Source organism: Streptomyces sp. NPDC020379 (genome assembly GCF_044387105.1).
GTDB lineage: Bacteria > Actinomycetota > Actinomycetes > Streptomycetales > Streptomycetaceae > Streptomyces.
The window spans coordinates 49275-64819 of the sequence record NZ_JBIRVR010000020.1; the positions used below are offsets into that span (position 1 = coordinate 49275).

At 73.1% G+C, this 15545-nt stretch carries 12 protein-coding genes; 8 read left to right on the forward strand and 4 right to left on the reverse strand.

What is annotated here, in order from left to right; all coding sequences use genetic code 11:
- Nucleotides 1–19 precede the first annotated feature (19 nt).
- Both ACH427_RS24150 and ACH427_RS24155 read right to left on the reverse strand, forming a co-directional pair.
- Entirely contained in the window at nt 20–1027 is a 1008-nt protein-coding gene (locus ACH427_RS24150; protein WP_398872390.1) for a phosphatase PAP2 family protein, read from the reverse strand.
- Between the two features lie 304 nt (nt 1028–1331).
- On the reverse strand, nt 1332–2516 hold the full coding sequence (locus ACH427_RS24155) for a hypothetical protein (protein ID WP_398872392.1): 1185 nt from the start codon (nt 2514–2516) through the stop codon (nt 1332–1334).
- A 166-nt stretch (nt 2517–2682) separates the two neighbouring features.
- Here ACH427_RS24155 and ACH427_RS24160 point away from each other — a divergent pair, with 166 nt between their 5' ends.
- The gene (locus tag ACH427_RS24160) at nt 2683–4302 is read left to right on the forward strand and encodes an MFS transporter (RefSeq protein ID WP_398872394.1); all 1620 of its coding nucleotides are present in this window, start codon (nt 2683–2685) and stop codon (nt 4300–4302) included.
- 217 nt (nt 4303–4519) lie between these two features.
- The gene (locus ACH427_RS24165) at nt 4520–5698 is read left to right on the forward strand and encodes an acyl-CoA dehydrogenase family protein (RefSeq protein ID WP_398872396.1); all 1179 of its coding nucleotides are present in this window, start codon (nt 4520–4522) and stop codon (nt 5696–5698) included.
- 53 nt (nt 5699–5751) lie between these two features.
- Here ACH427_RS24165 and ACH427_RS24170 read toward each other — a convergent pair whose 3' ends face one another.
- Nucleotides 5752–6192, reverse strand: a complete 441-nt coding sequence (locus ACH427_RS24170) for a cell division protein SepF (protein WP_361534221.1) — start codon at nt 6190–6192, stop codon at nt 5752–5754.
- A 275-nt stretch (nt 6193–6467) separates the two neighbouring features.
- On the opposite strand from ACH427_RS24170, the gene ACH427_RS24175 reads away from it, so the two are divergent.
- The 6 genes from ACH427_RS24175 to ACH427_RS24200 all read left to right on the forward strand — a co-directional run bounded on the left by ACH427_RS24175 (nt 6468) and on the right by ACH427_RS24200 (nt 14851).
- The gene (locus ACH427_RS24175) at nt 6468–7679 is read left to right on the forward strand and encodes a DUF5685 family protein (RefSeq protein ID WP_398872398.1); all 1212 of its coding nucleotides are present in this window, start codon (nt 6468–6470) and stop codon (nt 7677–7679) included.
- Between the two features lie 434 nt (nt 7680–8113).
- Nucleotides 8114–10003 carry an FAD/NAD(P)-binding protein gene (locus ACH427_RS24180; protein WP_398872400.1) on the forward strand — a complete coding sequence of 630 codons (1890 nt, stop codon included), beginning with the start codon at nt 8114–8116 and terminating at the stop codon, nt 10001–10003.
- A gap of 76 nt (nt 10004–10079) precedes the next feature.
- Complete coding sequence (locus ACH427_RS24185; protein ID WP_398872402.1) at nt 10080–11126, forward strand: LLM class flavin-dependent oxidoreductase; 1047 nt, start codon at nt 10080–10082, stop codon at nt 11124–11126.
- Entirely contained in the window at nt 11123–12463 is a 1341-nt protein-coding gene (locus ACH427_RS24190) for an NtaA/DmoA family FMN-dependent monooxygenase (protein WP_398872404.1), read from the forward strand. The genes ACH427_RS24185 and ACH427_RS24190 overlap by 4 nt, the downstream gene beginning before the upstream one ends.
- A 374-nt stretch (nt 12464–12837) precedes the next feature.
- A complete protein-coding gene (locus ACH427_RS24195; protein ID WP_398872406.1) occupies nt 12838–13761 on the forward strand; it encodes a S1 family peptidase in 924 nt (307 codons plus the stop codon).
- 175 nt (nt 13762–13936) lie between these two features.
- Nucleotides 13937–14851, forward strand: coding sequence for a slipin family protein (locus ACH427_RS24200; RefSeq protein ID WP_398872408.1), 915 nt, complete (start codon nt 13937–13939; stop codon nt 14849–14851).
- Nucleotides 14852–15026: 175 nt separating this feature from the next.
- On the opposite strand, the gene ACH427_RS24205 is transcribed toward ACH427_RS24200, so the two are convergent.
- Complete coding sequence (locus ACH427_RS24205) at nt 15027–15503, reverse strand: subtilase-type protease inhibitor (RefSeq protein WP_398872410.1); 477 nt, start codon at nt 15501–15503, stop codon at nt 15027–15029.
- Nucleotides 15504–15545 lie beyond the last annotated feature (42 nt).

Consider the following 15545-nt stretch of genomic DNA (forward strand, 5'->3'; position numbering starts at 1 on the left):
GTGTGTACCTCGGGGGCCGTCAGCTGCCGACGGTGCGGCCGCGGCCCGTGGCCGGGCCGAGCGGCGCGGTGCGCGGTGCGCGGTCCGGGCTGGGCGGGCGGCGGCTGCCGCCCGGCGTGACCGGCGTGCGCTCGGAGCGGACCGTGTGCGGCTTGGGCGACAGGTGCGGCCGGCCGTCGGACACGCGCGCGCCCGTACGGCCGCCGACGCCCACCGGCTCGCGGACGGGCCGCTGGTCGTCCCCCGCGGGGCGCGGACCGCCGATCGCGACGGGGGCGGCCGGCGCGGGCAGGGACACGGTGCGGGAGCGCACCTGGTGCCAGGCGGCCAGCAGCCAGGTCTCGGCGCGGGCCATCGGCACCTCGAACCAGGGGAGGGCCAGCAGCACCAGCAGCCCCGCGCTCCAGCCGAGCGTCACATCGCTCATCCAGTGGGTGCCGAGATAGACCGTCGTCATGCCGACGCCGAGCGCCAGCATCGCGGCGATCACCGAGGAGATCCGGCGGGTGCGCGGCGTGGTGGCCAGATAGGCGAGAACGCCCCAGGTCACCACGGCGTTCGCGGTGTGGCCCGAAGGAAATATGTCGCCGCCCGCGAACATCTCGTTCGAGCCGATCGAGGTGGCGTAGTGCGGACCGAGGCGCCCCATGCCCAGCTTGGCGGCGCCCACCGTGGCGTTGAGCAGCAGCAGCGAGGTGCCCAGCACCAGCAGCGGCCGCAGCGTCTTCTGCCGGTAGGTGCACCAGCCCAGCCAGGCGGCCACCGCGACGGCGGTCGGGCCGCGCTGGCCCAGCACCACGAAGTAGTCGAGGAAGGTGTGGATCTCCGGCCACTGCTTGTACGGGCGGAAGAGCATGACCTGCCAGTCGAACCGCACCGGCCAGGACGTGGTGAGCACGCCGACCACGATCGCCAGATAGACCACGGAGGTCGCCACGAAGATCCCGAGACGGGTCCGGGTCATCCGCGGCCGCACGGGCTCGGTCGGGCGCTCCTCCGGATGGACGAGCTCGTCGTTGGTACGCACCCAATCGACGTTACATTGCGTGACAGGAGGGTTCGGCCGATCGAGGCGCTTTGTGATGACGATGTGATGTGGAATGCGTCTCAAACATGACGTACAGCACGTTTGATTCCGCGGAATAAGAAGCGCTTAAAGAAGCCCGGATCCACGGTAGTTGACGGTGCCCCCGTCGAATTGCTTTTGTGCGCCGTCGTTTATCGCCGATTGGCCGGTGCGTTCCGTGACGTTTCCCGCGCGGGCCGCCCCGGGGCCCGGCGGCCCGCACCGGCGGATTCGATCTCGGTGGACTCGAGCACGCCGGACTCGATCACGGCGGGCCCGAACCGTGCAGCCAGAACGCGCCGTACACAGCCGACACCAGCACCAGGGGAGCCACCGTCAGCACCGCCCGTACCGTCCGCAGCCGGGCGACCGCCACCGCGAGCGGCAGCAGCAGCGTGAAGGCGGGCATCATCAGGCGGGGCTTCGAACCGAAGTAGCCCTTCGCCGTCAGCGCGAGCAGCAGCACCGTCCCCGCGTAGACGAGGAGCGGCAGCGGCTGGCGCTGCCGCACCCCCTTCGCGTACAGCCACACCACCAGGGCCACGCCCACCAGCAGCCCGACGCCCGCCGGCCACGCCGGGCCCGCCAGCCGGCCCGCGACGAAGGAGCCGAAGGCCATGCCGCCGTCGAAGCCGTTGCCCCAGCCGCCCTGCACGTCCAGATAGCCGGTCACGCTGCCGGTCCGCACGCCGACCCAGGTGAAGTACGCGAGCCAGCCGAGCGGCGCGAGCAGCACGCCCAGCAGCATCCGGGCGCCGGGCCGCCGCCGGTCGCGCCACAGGGTGACCGCCGCCGTGATCCACACGGCCGCGACCACGGCCGCGCCCACCGGCCGGGTCAGCCCGGCCAGCGCGGCGAGTGATCCGGCCCACACCCACCGCCCGGTGAGCACGCAGTAGACGCTCCACGCCGCCAGCGCGGTGAACAGCGATTCCGAGTACGCCATCGACTGCACGATGCCGACGGGCAGGGCCGCCCACAGCACCGCCAGCGCGATGCCCGCGCGCCGCCCGTGACAGCGGTCACCGATCAGGAAGACCGCCCAGGCGGCGCCCAGCGAGGACACCGCGCTGACCACGAGACCCGCGTCGGCCGCGGAGAGCGGGAAGACCGCCGAGAGCCCCCGCTCCAGCCACGGCAGCAGCGGGAAGAACGCCAGATCCGAGTGGACCTTGTCGCCGCCCAGATGAAGGGTGTAGCCGTAACCGTCCTCGGCTATCCGGCTGTACCAGAGCGAGTCCCAGCGGGCCGAGAGGAGCTGGTGCGGGTCCTTGCCCGCCACCGCGCCCCACACCGCCAGCACCACGATGCCCAGCGCGCGCACTCCCGCGTAGAGCAGCAGGGCGGGGGCGGCGTGCCGCAGCGCCCCGCGCACCGGCGGAGCGGCCGGCACGGAGCCCGCCCCGGCGTCCGTACCGGCGGGGGAAACGAGATGAGTCACCCGGCCCATTGTCCAGCACGCGCGACACGCCCCCGGCGGGCGGACCACCGCGTGACCAGGAGCACGGATCCGTGCCCGGGACTCGCGTACGCTGTCGACTCACTCGCCCTCGATCCCGCCGGTCCACGCCCTTCGGGCCCGCGGACGGCCGCGAGCGCACGACACGGAGGTGAGCATGTCCGGGACGACCACAGCCGGCGACCGACGGGCTGCGGGCGTCCCCCGGCAGCGGATCCGGCGCGGGCAGTGGCTCCAGCCACGGCCCGGCCGGGAGCGCGGCGCGGGGGCCGATCGCTGGACCGTCCTCGTCGTCCTCTGCGTCAGCCTGCTGCTCGTCGCCGTCGACGCGACCGTGCTGCACGTCGCCGTCCCCGCCGTCACCGAGGACCTGCGCCCCGGCGCGGTCCAGCTGCTGTGGATCGTCGACGTCTACCCCCTCGTCTGCGCCTCGCTCCTGATCCTCTTCGGCACCCTCGGCGACCGCGTCGGACGCCGCCGGGTGCTGCTGCTCGGCTACGGCCTCTTCGGCGTCGCCTCCGCGCTCGCCGCCTTCGCCACGAGCCCCGAGGTGCTCATCGGGGCCCGCGCGCTGCTCGGCGCCGGCGGCGCGATGATCATGCCCGCGACGCTCTCGATACTCCGGCAGGTCTTCCCCGACCGGCGCGAGCGCGCCCTCGCCGTCGGCATCTGGAGCGCGGTCGCCGCCGTGGGCGCGGCCTTCGGCCCCCTGCTCGGCGGCCTCCTCCTCGAACACTTCTGGTGGGGCTCGGTCTTCCTCATCAACATCCCGCTGATGGCCGTCAGTCTGCCCGTCGGACGCCGGCTGCTGCCCGAGTCCACCGGCGAGCGCGACGGGCCGTGGGACGTGCTCGGCGCGCTGATGGCCGCCTTCGGCCTCTTCGGCATGGTGCTCGCCGTGAAGCGGATCGGCGGCGGCGAGCCGCCGCTGACCCTCGCGACGATCGTGCCCGGCGCCGTCGGAGCGGGTCTGCTGGTCCTCTTCATCCGCAGGCAGCGGCGGCGCGAGCACCCGCTCGTCGACCTCAGGATGTTCGCCAGGCCCGCCTTCGGCACCTCCGTCGGCTGCATCGTGCTCGCCATGCTCGCGCTCGTCGGGCTGGAGCTCATCGCCGCGCAGTACCTCCAGCTCGTCCTCGGCCTCACGCCCCTGCAGACCGGGCTGCGGCTGTTGCCCCTCACCCTCGCCGCGATGGCCGCCGGACTCGTGGGCTCCCGCCTGCTGCACCGGCTCGGCCCACGCCTGATGGTCGGCCTCGGCTTCGTCCTGACCGCCGCCGCCGTGCTCTCCCTCATCGCCATGGGCGCGGACGACCGGCCCAGGCTCCTCGTCGCGGGCTTCGTCCTCCTCGGCTTCGGCCTGGAGACCACGCTCTTCGGGGCGTACGAGTCGATGCTCAGCGAGGCACCGCCGGAGTCCGCGGGCGGGGCGGCCGCGATCGGTGAGACCTCCTACCAACTCGGCGCGGGCATCGGCATAGCCCTCCTCGGCAGCGTCATGAACGCCACGTACGCGCCCGGCGTCGCCGGAACGCGGGGTGTGCCGTCCGAGGCGACGGCCGCCGCGAGCCACTCGCTCGGCGAGGCGTACGAGGTCGCCGCCGGCCTGCCGGCTCCAGCGGGGCCGGCGCTGCGGGCGGCGGCCCGCGACGCTTTCATCCACGGTCTGCATGTGACGTTGTTGCTGAGCGCTGCTCTGCTTCTTGTGGGGGCGGTGGCCGCGTTGCGACTGCCTCGGACGATGGACTGCGGGCGGGGCGAGGTGGCTGAGGGGTAGGCGGGTGCGGGTTGCCGGCGCCTGCGGCGGGAAGCGTGTTGCGGGGTCTGGGGCGCGAGCCCCCACGCGGCGAGCCGCACATCAGATGCGGCCGGGAAGGGGCGGGTAGGGGAACAAGCCCGCCGCAGGCGGAAGGTGGCAGGAGCTCACCCCCTGGACGCCCCCGCGGCGAGCGGATTAGCGTGCGGGCTGACCCGAAGATCACCGGAGGCCGGCCATGTCACGCAAGCCGTTCGACCCGCACGACCCCCTCGGCATCGACGACCTGCTGTCGCCCGAGGATCTCGCCGTCCGCAGCACCATGCGCCAGTGGGCCGCCGACCGCGTCCTGCCCCACATCGCCGAGTGGTACGAGCGCGGCGAACTCCCCGTCATCCGTGAACTCACCCGTGAACTCGGTGCCATAGGCGCCCTCGGCATGCCGCTCACCGGCTACGGCTGCGCGGGCGCGAGCGCCGTGCAGTACGGCCTGGCCTGTCTGGAGCTGGAGGCCGCGGACTCCGGCATCCGCTCGCTCGTGTCCGTCCAGGGCTCCCTCGCGATGTACGCGATCCACCGCTTCGGTTCCGAGGAGCAGCGGCAGCGGTGGCTGCCCGGCATGGCCGCGGGCGAGATCATCGGCTGCTTCGCGCTGACCGAGCCGGACCACGGTTCGGATCCGGCCGGCATGCGGACGTACGCCAAGCGCGACGGCGGCGACTGGGTGCTGACGGGCCGCAAGATGTGGATCACCAACGGTTCGGTGGCGGGCGTCGCCGTCGTCTGGGCGCAGACCGACGCCGGCATCCGTGGTTTTGTCGTACCGACGGACAGCCCCGGCTTCTCCGCGCCGGAAATCACCCATAAGTGGTCACTGCGTGCATCGGTCACCAGCGAGCTTATTTTCGACGAGGTGCGGCTCCCCGCCGACGCGATCCTGCCGGAGGCGCAGGGCCTGCGGGGTCCGCTGAGCTGCCTGAGCCATGCCCGCTACGGCATCACCTGGGGTGCTCTGGGCGCGGCCCGCGCGAGCTTCGAGGCGGCCCTGGACTACGCGCGGACGCGGGAGCAGTTCGGCCGTCCCATCGGTGGTTTCCAGCTCACCCAGGCCAAGCTCGCCGACATGGCCGTGGAACTGCACAAGGGCCTGCTGCTCGCCCATCACCTGGGGCTGCGGATGGACGCCGGGACGCTGCGGCCGGAGCAGGTGAGCTTCGGGAAGCTCAACAACGTGCGCGAGGCGATCGAGATCTGCCGCACGGCCCGGACGATCCTCGGCGCGAACGGGATCTCCCTCGAATACCCCGTCATGCGGCATGCGACGAACCTGGAGTCCGTGCTCACGTACGAGGGCACGGTGGAGATGCACCAGCTGGTGCTGGGGAAGGCGCTCACCGGCATCGACGCTTTCCGGTGAGCACCGCATCCACTGCTTCGTAAGGTCCCCCGGACCCCCGGCCGGAGCCCCGCTCAGTTCTGGTTGAAGAAGCCCCCGTTCGCCCGGCGGCCCGCCGGTTCGCCGCTCAGGACCTGGTAGTCGGCGGGGGTCAGCAGGAAGACGCGGTTGGCCACGCGCTCGATCGAGCCGCGCAGGCCGAACGTCAGCCCGGCCGCGAAGTCCACGACGCGCTTGGCGTCGTTGGGCTCCATGCCGGTGAGGTTCACGATCACCGGGACGCCCTCGCGGAAGAGCTCGCCGATGCCACGGGCGTCCCGGAAGCCGTCCGGGGTGACCGTGGCGATGCGGGTGCCCTGCTCCTGGGCCACCTCGTCCGCCACCCGCACCTTCGGGTTGGTCACCCAGGAGTCGCCGGGCTCGGGCCCCTCGGCGTAGTCGTCGTCGTAATAGCGCTCGTCATCGCTGTCGTCGACGAGGCCGAGCCAGGCACTCGCCTTGCGCACCGATCCCATGGACGCCTCCTCTCACACGCGGTGTGGTCCGACCGCTTCCCTATCGTCGTCCATGTTGTGGATGGTGTGCCAAGTGGATAGCCGCCAAGCGTGGATTTCGTGACGCATCTGGTGCAAAGCGCTTGGCGATGCGTCAGATCGCCCGAGAGACCCGTCACACACGGGCGGACCTGGCCTTATGCGGTGTCAGGGGGTGGCCCGCGGGCTGCGGGCCGGTGTGGTTGTCCGGTGATTAGGATGCCCGGGTCCAACCGCACCACACACGGGGGCCGGAATTGTTCGGGATCGTCAGACCATGTCGTCATCGACTGTCGGAGTCGATGCGCGCGGAGTGGATGGCCCATCTCTGCGGGTTGTGCCTGGCGCTGCGCGGCGATCACGGGCAATTCGCCAGAACAGCCACAAATTATGACGGACTGGTGATTTCGGTTCTGGTCGAGGCGCAGTCGCCGCGTACCGAGGGCGCGAACGCGTGGCGGCGCACGGCCGGTCCCTGCCCGCTGCGCGGGATGCGGACCGCCTCCGTCGCGCGGGGCGAGGGCGCGCGGCTGGCCGCCTCCGTCTCGCTCCTCCTCGCGTCGGCGAAGATGCGCGACCATGTCGCCGACGGTGACGGGCTCTTGGCGCGGCGTCCGGTCGCCGCGGCCGCGCGCAGGGTCGCCGCGAAGTGGGACCGGGCCGGTGCCCGTACGGGGGCGGACCTCGGTTTCGACACGGCGGTGCTGGTGGACGCGGTCGAACGGCAGGCGGGGGTCGAGGCCCTGGCGGGGCCGGGCACCTCGTTGTTGGCGATAACCGAGCCGACCGAGACGGCGACCGCCGCGGCCTTCGGCCACACCGCGGTGCTGGCCGGCCGCCCCGCCAACCGGGCGCCGCTGGAGGAGGCCGGGCGGCTCTTCGGCCGGCTCGCGCATCTCCTGGACGCCGTCGAGGACCTGGCGGAGGACGCCGCGGGCGGCGCGTGGAACCCGGTCGCCGTGACGGGCACCGACCTCGCGGAGGTGCGGCGGCTGTGCGACGACGCGGTGCACGGCGTGCGGCTCGCCCTGCGGGAGGTCGACTTCGCGAGCAAGGGGCAGGGCAGGCTCGCGCATGTGCTGCTGGCGCACGAGTTGGAGCGCGCCGTCGACCGCGCGTTCGGCACGGCGGACTGCGGCCATCGGCACGGCGACGGGCCGGGCGGTGGCGTACCGCACGGTGCGCAGGGCGCGTTCGGCCCGCCGCCGGTCATGCCGCCCGGCGCCCCGCCGGAGCCGCCGAGGCGGCGGCGCGGGCTGGTCCACGGCTGCGCGGTGTGGGCCGGGCTCTTCTGCACCTGCCAGATCTGCTGCACGGACTACCACGACCCCTGGAACGGGAAGAAGCGGGAGGCGTGGTGCGACGACTGCGACTGTGATTGCAGTGGCTGTGACGGCTGTGGTGACTGCTGCAATTGCTGTGACTGTTGCAGTAATTGTGACTGCTGTGACTGTGGATGTGACTGCTGAGCAGCCTCACCCGGCCGTGAGCGAGGCGGTACGAGGGGAGGGGGGCGGCCGGACTGCCGCGGTGTGAAGGCGCGGGGCCCGCCGAGGACGCGGCGGCCCGCGGGGATCAGGACGCGGTACGGGCGGTGGCCGTACCGGATCCCGCGAAGGGAACAGGGGGGCACGGACACGAAGCGGACCACACCCGACCGAAGTCGATGTGGTCCCGCGTGACCAGCCGTTGCCCTGTGCGCATGGGCCAAGTGGAACAGCCATCCGTTTCCGCGTCAATGCCGTTGAGGCGCTCCGTCCGCATCGTGGACGGTGAAATGGACCTGCTTGACAGCAGGTCGGCTCTCCGGCTTAGCCTCGGGGTCCGGTTCGCGCTGAGGGGCGCGGCCCGGTGTGAAGGCGTCAACTCCCGTGTCCGATCCCCGCATCCACGGAGCCTTCGCATGTCCGCGCACCCGGATACCCCCACCCCGCCCGTCCCTTCCCTCGTCATCGTCGGCGCGGGCCCCCGCGGCACCGGTCTCGTCGAGCGCATCGCCGCCAACGCCGCGGAACTCCTCGCGGGCGGCCGCCTCGACCTGCACCTCGTCGACCCCTGCCCGCCCGGCGGCGGCCGCGTCTGGCGGCGCGACCAGTCGCCGCTGCTGTGGATGAACTCGATGGCCGAGGACGTCACGATGTTCACCGACGAGAGCGTGGAACAGCGCGGCCCCGTGCGGCCCGGCCCCTCCCTCGCCGAGTGGGCCTGCCTCGTCGCCGACGGCGCCGTCCCGGACATCGGGCCCGAGATCACCCGGGAGGCGGCGGAGTCGGCCGAGCGCTCCTACCCCAGCAGACGGCTCCAGAGCGCCTATCTCGCCTGGGTGTACCGCCGCGCCGTGGCCGCCCTGCCGCCCGGCGTCGTCGTCCACGAGCACCGCCGACGTGCCTTACGGCTCCTCGGCCCCCGCCACGGACGCCAGTCGGTCCGGCTGGAAGGACGGGCCGAACCCCTGCCCGCCGACCTCGTCGTGCTCGCCCTCGGCCACCTGCCCGCCGCCCCCGCCGCCGAGGAGGCCGCGCTCGCGGACTTCGCCCGCCGCCACGGACTCACCTATCTGCCGCCCGAGTTCACCGCCGACAGCGACCTCGCCGTGCTGCGCCCCGGTGAGGACGTCCTCGTCCGCGGCTTCGGACTCGCCTTCGTCGACCTCATGGTGCTGGTCACCGAGGGCCGTGGTGGTACGTACACCGACGACGGCACCGGCACGCTGACCTACCACCCCTCCGGGCGGGAGCCCGTCCTGCACGTCGGCTCGCGGCGCGGCGTCCCGTACCGCGCGAAGATCGACTACCCCTGGAGCGGCGAACGGCCGCCGCTGCCCCGCTTCCTGGGACCCGCCGAGGTCGAGGAGCTGCGCCGCCGGCCCGGTCCGCTCGACTTCGGCCGTGACGTCCGGCCCCTCGTCGAGAAGGAGCTGGGCTTCGCCCACTACCATCGGCTGTTCACCGCGCACCCCGAGCGCACCCGCGTCAACTGGCCCGACTTCGAGGCGAAGTACGCCCTGTGCGACCCCGGCGGCCCCGAACTCGACGCGCTCGTGTCCGCCTCCGTCCCCGAGCCCGCCGACCGCCTCGACCTCACCGCCCTCGACCACCCGCTGGCCGGGCTGCGCCACGCGGGCACCGAGTCGCTCCAGGACGGGCTGCGGGCCCACATCGAGGCCGACCTCGCCCGCCGGAGCGACCCCCGCCACAGCCCCGACCTGGCTGTCTTCCTCGGACTGCTCTCCGCCTACGGCCAGCTCCTGGCCCTCGGTGACATCGGCACCTGGTGGCACGGCTTCTTCAGCTACCTCGCCTCCGGACCACCGGGCCCCCGGCTGCGCCAGCTCCTCGCCCTCTCCCGGGCCGGATACGTGCGCTTCCTCGGCGCGGACACCGAGATCACCACCGACCCCGGGCGCGGGACCTTTCGCGCCCACAGCCCCACCGTGCCTGGCGCGGTGACCGAGGCGCGCGCCCTCGTCGAGGCGCGGCTGCCCGCGCCCACGGTCGTCCGGTCCGGCGACCGGCTGCTGCGCGGCCTCGCCGACGAGGCCACCGTGACCCCGGCCGGGCTGCTCGCCGTCAGCCCCGACGACGGCCGGATCCTCGACCGGGACGGCCGCCCGCACCCCCGCCGCTTCGCCCTCGGCCCGCACACCGACGCCCGCGCCGGAGCCGCCTTCACCCGGCCGCGCTCCAACGGCCCGGCCTTCCGGCAGAACGACGCCACGGCGCGAGCCGCGCTCGCCGCCGTCCGGGAGCTGTTCCCGCGCCCGGACGCCCCGGTTCCGCCTCGCCGTCGCTGACCCCAACCGGCCCCATGACGCGGCCGGTTCGAGACCCATCGCGTACCGACACACCCCTCACACCCCAGGGAACCCCATGTCCTCACCCGTACCCACCCGGCCGCTCCACCTGGCCGTCGCCCTCGACCGGCCCGACGCCCGGGACGCCGAGCCCTATGCCCGCACGGCGCGCCTCGCCGAGCACGGAAAGTTCGACTTCGTCACCCTCGGCGACACCCTCGGCCCGCCCCGGCGCGGGGAGAGCCGCCTCGACGCCCTCGCCGTCCTCGCGCGGATCGCGCCCGTCACCGAGCGGATCGGGCTGGTGCCGACGGTCACCACCACGCACACCGAGCCCTTCCACGTCTCCTCCGCCGTCTCCACCCTCGACTGGGTCAGCCGGGGCCGGGCCGGCTGGACCGTCGAGGTCTCCACCGGCGAGGCCGACGCCCGCCACTTCGGCCGCAAGCCCGCCCCGCCCGCCCGCGAACTGTGGCAGGAGGCGGACGAGGTCGCCGACGTCGTCACCCGGCTCTGGGACAGCTGGGAGGACGACGCCGAGATCCGCGACGTCGCCACCGGCCGCTTCGTCGACCGCGACAAGCTCCACTACGTCGACTATCAGGGCACCGCCTTCAGCGTCCGCGGCCCCTCCATCGTGCCCCGGCCCCCACAGGGCCACCCCGTCATCGCCGTCGACGCCACCGACTCCCTGCCCCGTACGACCGCCGCCCGCCGCGCGGACGTCGCGTACGTCCGGGTCGAGGACACGGCGGACAACACGGCGGCCCCGGCCGCCGTCCGTGCCGTCCGTGATGAACTGCGCCGCCACGCCCGCGCGTTCGGCCGCGACCCCGGGCGGATCGTCGTCCTCGCCTCCCTGCGCGTGGCGCTCCACGCGGCCGCCGACGCCGTGGCCCTCGCCGACCTGGCCGGGGCCTGGTACGCGGACGGCGTCGTCGACGGCTTCCACTTCCGGCCGGAGAACCCCGACCGTGACCTTCCGCTGCTCGTCGACGGGACCGTCCCCGTGCTCCAGCACCGCGGGCTGCTGCGCTCCTTCTACCCCGGCGGCACGCTCCGCGAGCACCTGTGCCTGCCGCGCCCGGCCAACCGCTACGCCACCGCGAGGGAGACCGCATGACCAGCCGCACCGGACGCAGGCAGATGCATCTCGCCGCCCACTTCCCCGGCGTCAACAGCACCACGGTCTGGACCGACCCCGCCTCCGCCAGTCAGATCGACTTCTCCTCCTTCGTCCACCTCGCGCGCACCGCCGAACGCGGCCTCTTCGACTTCTTCTTCCTCGCCGAAGGGCTGCGGCTGCGTGAGCACAAGGGACGCATCCACGACCTCGACGTCGTCGGCCGCCCCGAGTCCCTCACCGTGCTCAGCGCCCTGGCCGCCGTCACCGACCGGCTCGGCCTGGCCGCCACCGTCAACGCCACCTTCAACGAGCCCTACGAACTCGCCCGCCGCCTCGCCTCCTTGGACCACCTCAGCGGCGGGCGCGCCGCCTGGAACGTGGTGACCTCCTCCGACGCCTTCACCGGCGAGAACTTCCGGCGGGGCGGCTACCTCGACCGGGCCGACCGCTACACCCGGGCCGCGGAGTTCGTCGCCACCGCCCGCGAGCTGTGGGACTCCTGGCTGCCCGATTCTCCGGGGGCCGACGGCGTGCCCCGCCCCTTCGCCCACGAGGGCCGGCACTTCCGCATCGCGGGGAAGTTCGACGTGGCGCGCGGCCCCCAGGGCCACCCCGTGGTGATCCAGGCGGGCGACTCCGCCGAGGGCCGTGAGTTCGCGGCCTCCGCCGCCGACGTCGTCTTCACCCGGCACGGCACCCTGGAGGCGGGCCGAGCCTTCTACGCCGACGTCAAGGGCAGGCTCGCCGCGTACGGCCGCGCCCCCGGCGACCTGAAGATCATGCCCGGCGTGACCGTCGTCCTCGGCGACACCGCCGCCGAGGCCCAGGAGAAGGCCGCCGAGATCCGCAAGCAGCAGATCTCCCCGCAGACCGCGCTGCTCACCCTGGAGCAGGTGTGGGGCCGCGACCTCTCCGCCTACGACCCCGACGGCCCGCTCCCCGACATCGACCCCGACCCCGACGGCGAACTCGCCCAGGGCCGGGTCAAGATCGGCGACCCGCTCGCCGTGGCCGCCCGGTGGCGCGCGGTCGCCGAGGCGAAGGGGCTCTCCATCCGGCAGACCGTGATCGAGACCTCCGGCCGGCAGTCCTTCATCGGCACCCCGCGGGCCGTCGCCGCGCAGCTGGACGAGTTCGTCACGACGGACGCCGCCGACGGCTTCATCCTCATCCCGCACCTCACCCCGGGCGGGCTCGACGACTTCGTCGACCGCGTCGTGCCGCTGCTCCAGGAGCGGGGCGCCTTCCGTACGGAGTACGGGGGGCCGACCCTCCGCGACCACCTCGGGCTGTCGTGGCCCGAAGGGACGGACCGACGGCTGTGCGGGCGCTGACGCGTGGCCGTCAGCGGTCGAGGCCGGGGACGGGCACGCCGCGCGCCGCGCACGCCTTCGGCTCCACCGTGGTGATCAGCGCGTCGGCGCCTCCGGTCCGGGAGGTGGTCCGCGGCGTGGACGGCGGCCGCGATCCCCGGGGCACCGTCGAGTGCGGTGCCCCTGGCCGGGGCCACGGCCGGGCCCGTACCGGAGTCGTCAACTCCCGCCATGGAAAAGGCAGTTGGGCGGAGGTTCGTCTGAAAGATGCTCTTGCGCGAGGCGTCGCCGCCCGCGAATACTCGCCGGAAGTGCTTGTCAGGGGCACGCAGAATCTGGAAGAGCTGTGTCCTCTTGGCGGCGCCTCACCAGACCCCCCACGGGAGGAAGACAACGTGAGGACCGAGCGCACATCCCCCCACCGCACCCCCACCCGACGGGCCCGGCGTATCGCCGTGGCCGCGGGGCTGCTCGCAGCCTCCGCCCTCGTCGCCACCAACGCCCATGCCCAGGGCGACTCCACGGACGTGCGGCACTCCGCCGCCCAGCTGTCCGCCGCGAGCGCGGCCGTGCAGGCGGCGGACGTCGCGGGCACCGCGTGGGTCACCGACGCGAGCAGCGGCACCGTCGTCGTCACCGCCGACGCGAGCGTCTCCGACGCGGCGATAGCGAGGATAAGACAGCAGGCCGGGCCGGCCGCCGACGCGATACGCGTCGAGCGCACCCCTGGCACCTTCACGAAGTACCTCGCGGGCGGCGACGCCATCTACGCGCCGACGTGGCGCTGCTCCGTGGGCTTCAACGTCCGCAAGGGCAACACCTCTTACTTCCTGACCGCAGGCCACTGCACCCAGGGCAAGCCCCCCTACTACACCGACGCCGCGCACCGCACGAGCATCGGCCCGACCACCGGCACCAGCTTCCCGGGCAACGACTACGGCATCGTGCAGTACACCAACGGCTCCGTCGCCCACCCCAGCGCTGTCGACCTCTACAACGGCAGCTCGCAGCGCATCACCTCCGCGGGCAACGCCTCCGTCGGCCAGGCCGTGCAGCGCAGCGGCTCCACGACCCATGTGCACGGCGGCAAGGTCACCGGCCTGAACGCGACCGTCAACTACGGCAACGGCCAGATCGTCCGCGGTCTGATCCAGACCAACGTGTGCGCCGAGCCCGGTGACAGCGGCGGCGCCCTCTTCGCCGGCTCCACGGCCCTCGGCCTGACCTCCGGCGGCAGCGGCAACTGCACCTCGGGCGGCACGACCTTCTTCCAGCCGGTCGGCCCGGCGCTCAAGGCGTACGGCGTCAGCGTCTTCTGACCGCCGAGACCCGCACGGACCCCTGACCGCGAGCGAGCACGGCCCTTCCCCAAGCCTTGCGGCCAGCAGCGGAAGGAGCCCCCGGCCCGGACCCCCGGGCCGGGGGCTCGACCTTGGTCCGGTACGGGCCTACCGTGGAATGTGACACCCGACACGCAGGGCAAGGGGTCGTGCCATGGTCGAGGAACTGGTAGTGGCGGCGGCGGGTGCCGGGTCCGCGTGCCTGGTGTACGCGGCGGCGGCGTCCCGTGTGGTGAAGCAGTACGAGCGCGGCGTCGTGCTGAGGCTCGGGCGGCTGCTCCCGGAGGTCAGGAAGCCCGGGTACACCATGGTCATCCCCGGCGTCGACCGGCTGCGCAAGGTCAATATGCAGATCGTGACGATGCCGGTGCCCGCCCAGGAGGGCATCACCCGGGACAATGTGACGGTGCGCGTCGACGCCGTCGTCTATTTCAAGGTCGTCGACCCCGCCGAGGCCGTGATCCAGGTCGAGGACTACCGCTTCGCCGTCTCCCAGATGGCCCAGACCTCGCTGCGCTCGATCATCGGCAAGAGCGACCTGGACGACCTCCTCTCCAACCGCGAGAAGCTCAACCAGGGCCTGGAGCTGATGCTCGACAGCCCGGCCATCGGCTGGGGCGTGCACATCGACCGTGTCGAGATCAAGGACGTCTCCCTGCCGGAGACGATGAAGCGCTCGATGTCGCGGCAGGCGGAGGCGGAGCGGGAGCGGCGGGCGCGCGTGATCAACGCCGACGCGGAGCTCCTGGCGTCGAAGAAGCTGGCCGAGGCGGCGGCGACGATGTCGGAGCAGCCGTCCGCGCTCCAGCTGAGGCTGCTCCAGACGATCGTGGCGGTGGCCGCGGAGAAGAACTCCACCCTCGTGCTCCCTTTCCCGGTCGAGCTGCTGCGCTTCTTGGAGCGCGCCGGTCATGAGCCGGCGCCGGCGAAGCCGGGCCGCCCCGGGACCGCGCCCCGGGACGAGCCGGCCGCGACGCGGGGCGGGCCGGCAGCCGCGCGGGAGGGGTCGGAGATCCCGCGGGACGGGCTGGAGCTCCCGCCGGACGGGACGGGCACGGAGCAGGTCTGAACCTGAACCCTGGCGGGCCGGGTGTGCCGCAAGTCACCGGCAGAGTGTGGCGCTTGAGGGCCGCCGGGCGGTTGCGGGCTCCCCGGGCGGGGCATCACACAAGCCACGGCCCCCGGACACACCTCCACGGTGTCCGGGGGCCGCGTGCCGCGCGGAGCTCCTTCGGGCCGGGCCTTTAGAACTCGAAGACCGTGCCCTGGGACGCCCGCTTCATGCACGGGTTGGCGAAGGTGTGCTCGTAGCTGACCCGCTTGCCCTGCCAGACGCCTTCGGCGGTGACGACGATCGGGTTCCACTCCTTGGTGCAGTAGGTGTCGGCCTTGAGCGCGATCGTCTTGTCGAAGTCACCGTCGGCGGCGCGCAGCTGGTCACAGGCGCCCTTGACGTCCGGGTGCGTCCCGGCGGCCTTCGGCATGCAGGTCAGGGTGACGGCGCGCTGCACCCCGGAGCTGTCCCTGCTGTCGCCCTGGCCGATCGTCAGGACCAGCGAGGAGGGCGCGAACAGGCTCGTCGGGAACAGGCTCTGCGCGTGTGCCGCCGGTGCGGCGGCGGGGGCCGGTGCGGCGCTCGCGGCCGTCGACGTCCCGGCCGCCACCAGGCCGCCCAGTGCCAGCGCGGCCCCCAGTGCGAACCCTCCAGTGATGTACCGCATTCCGAACGCTCCCTTGTGTGTGGTTTCGGATAACGGACCGGA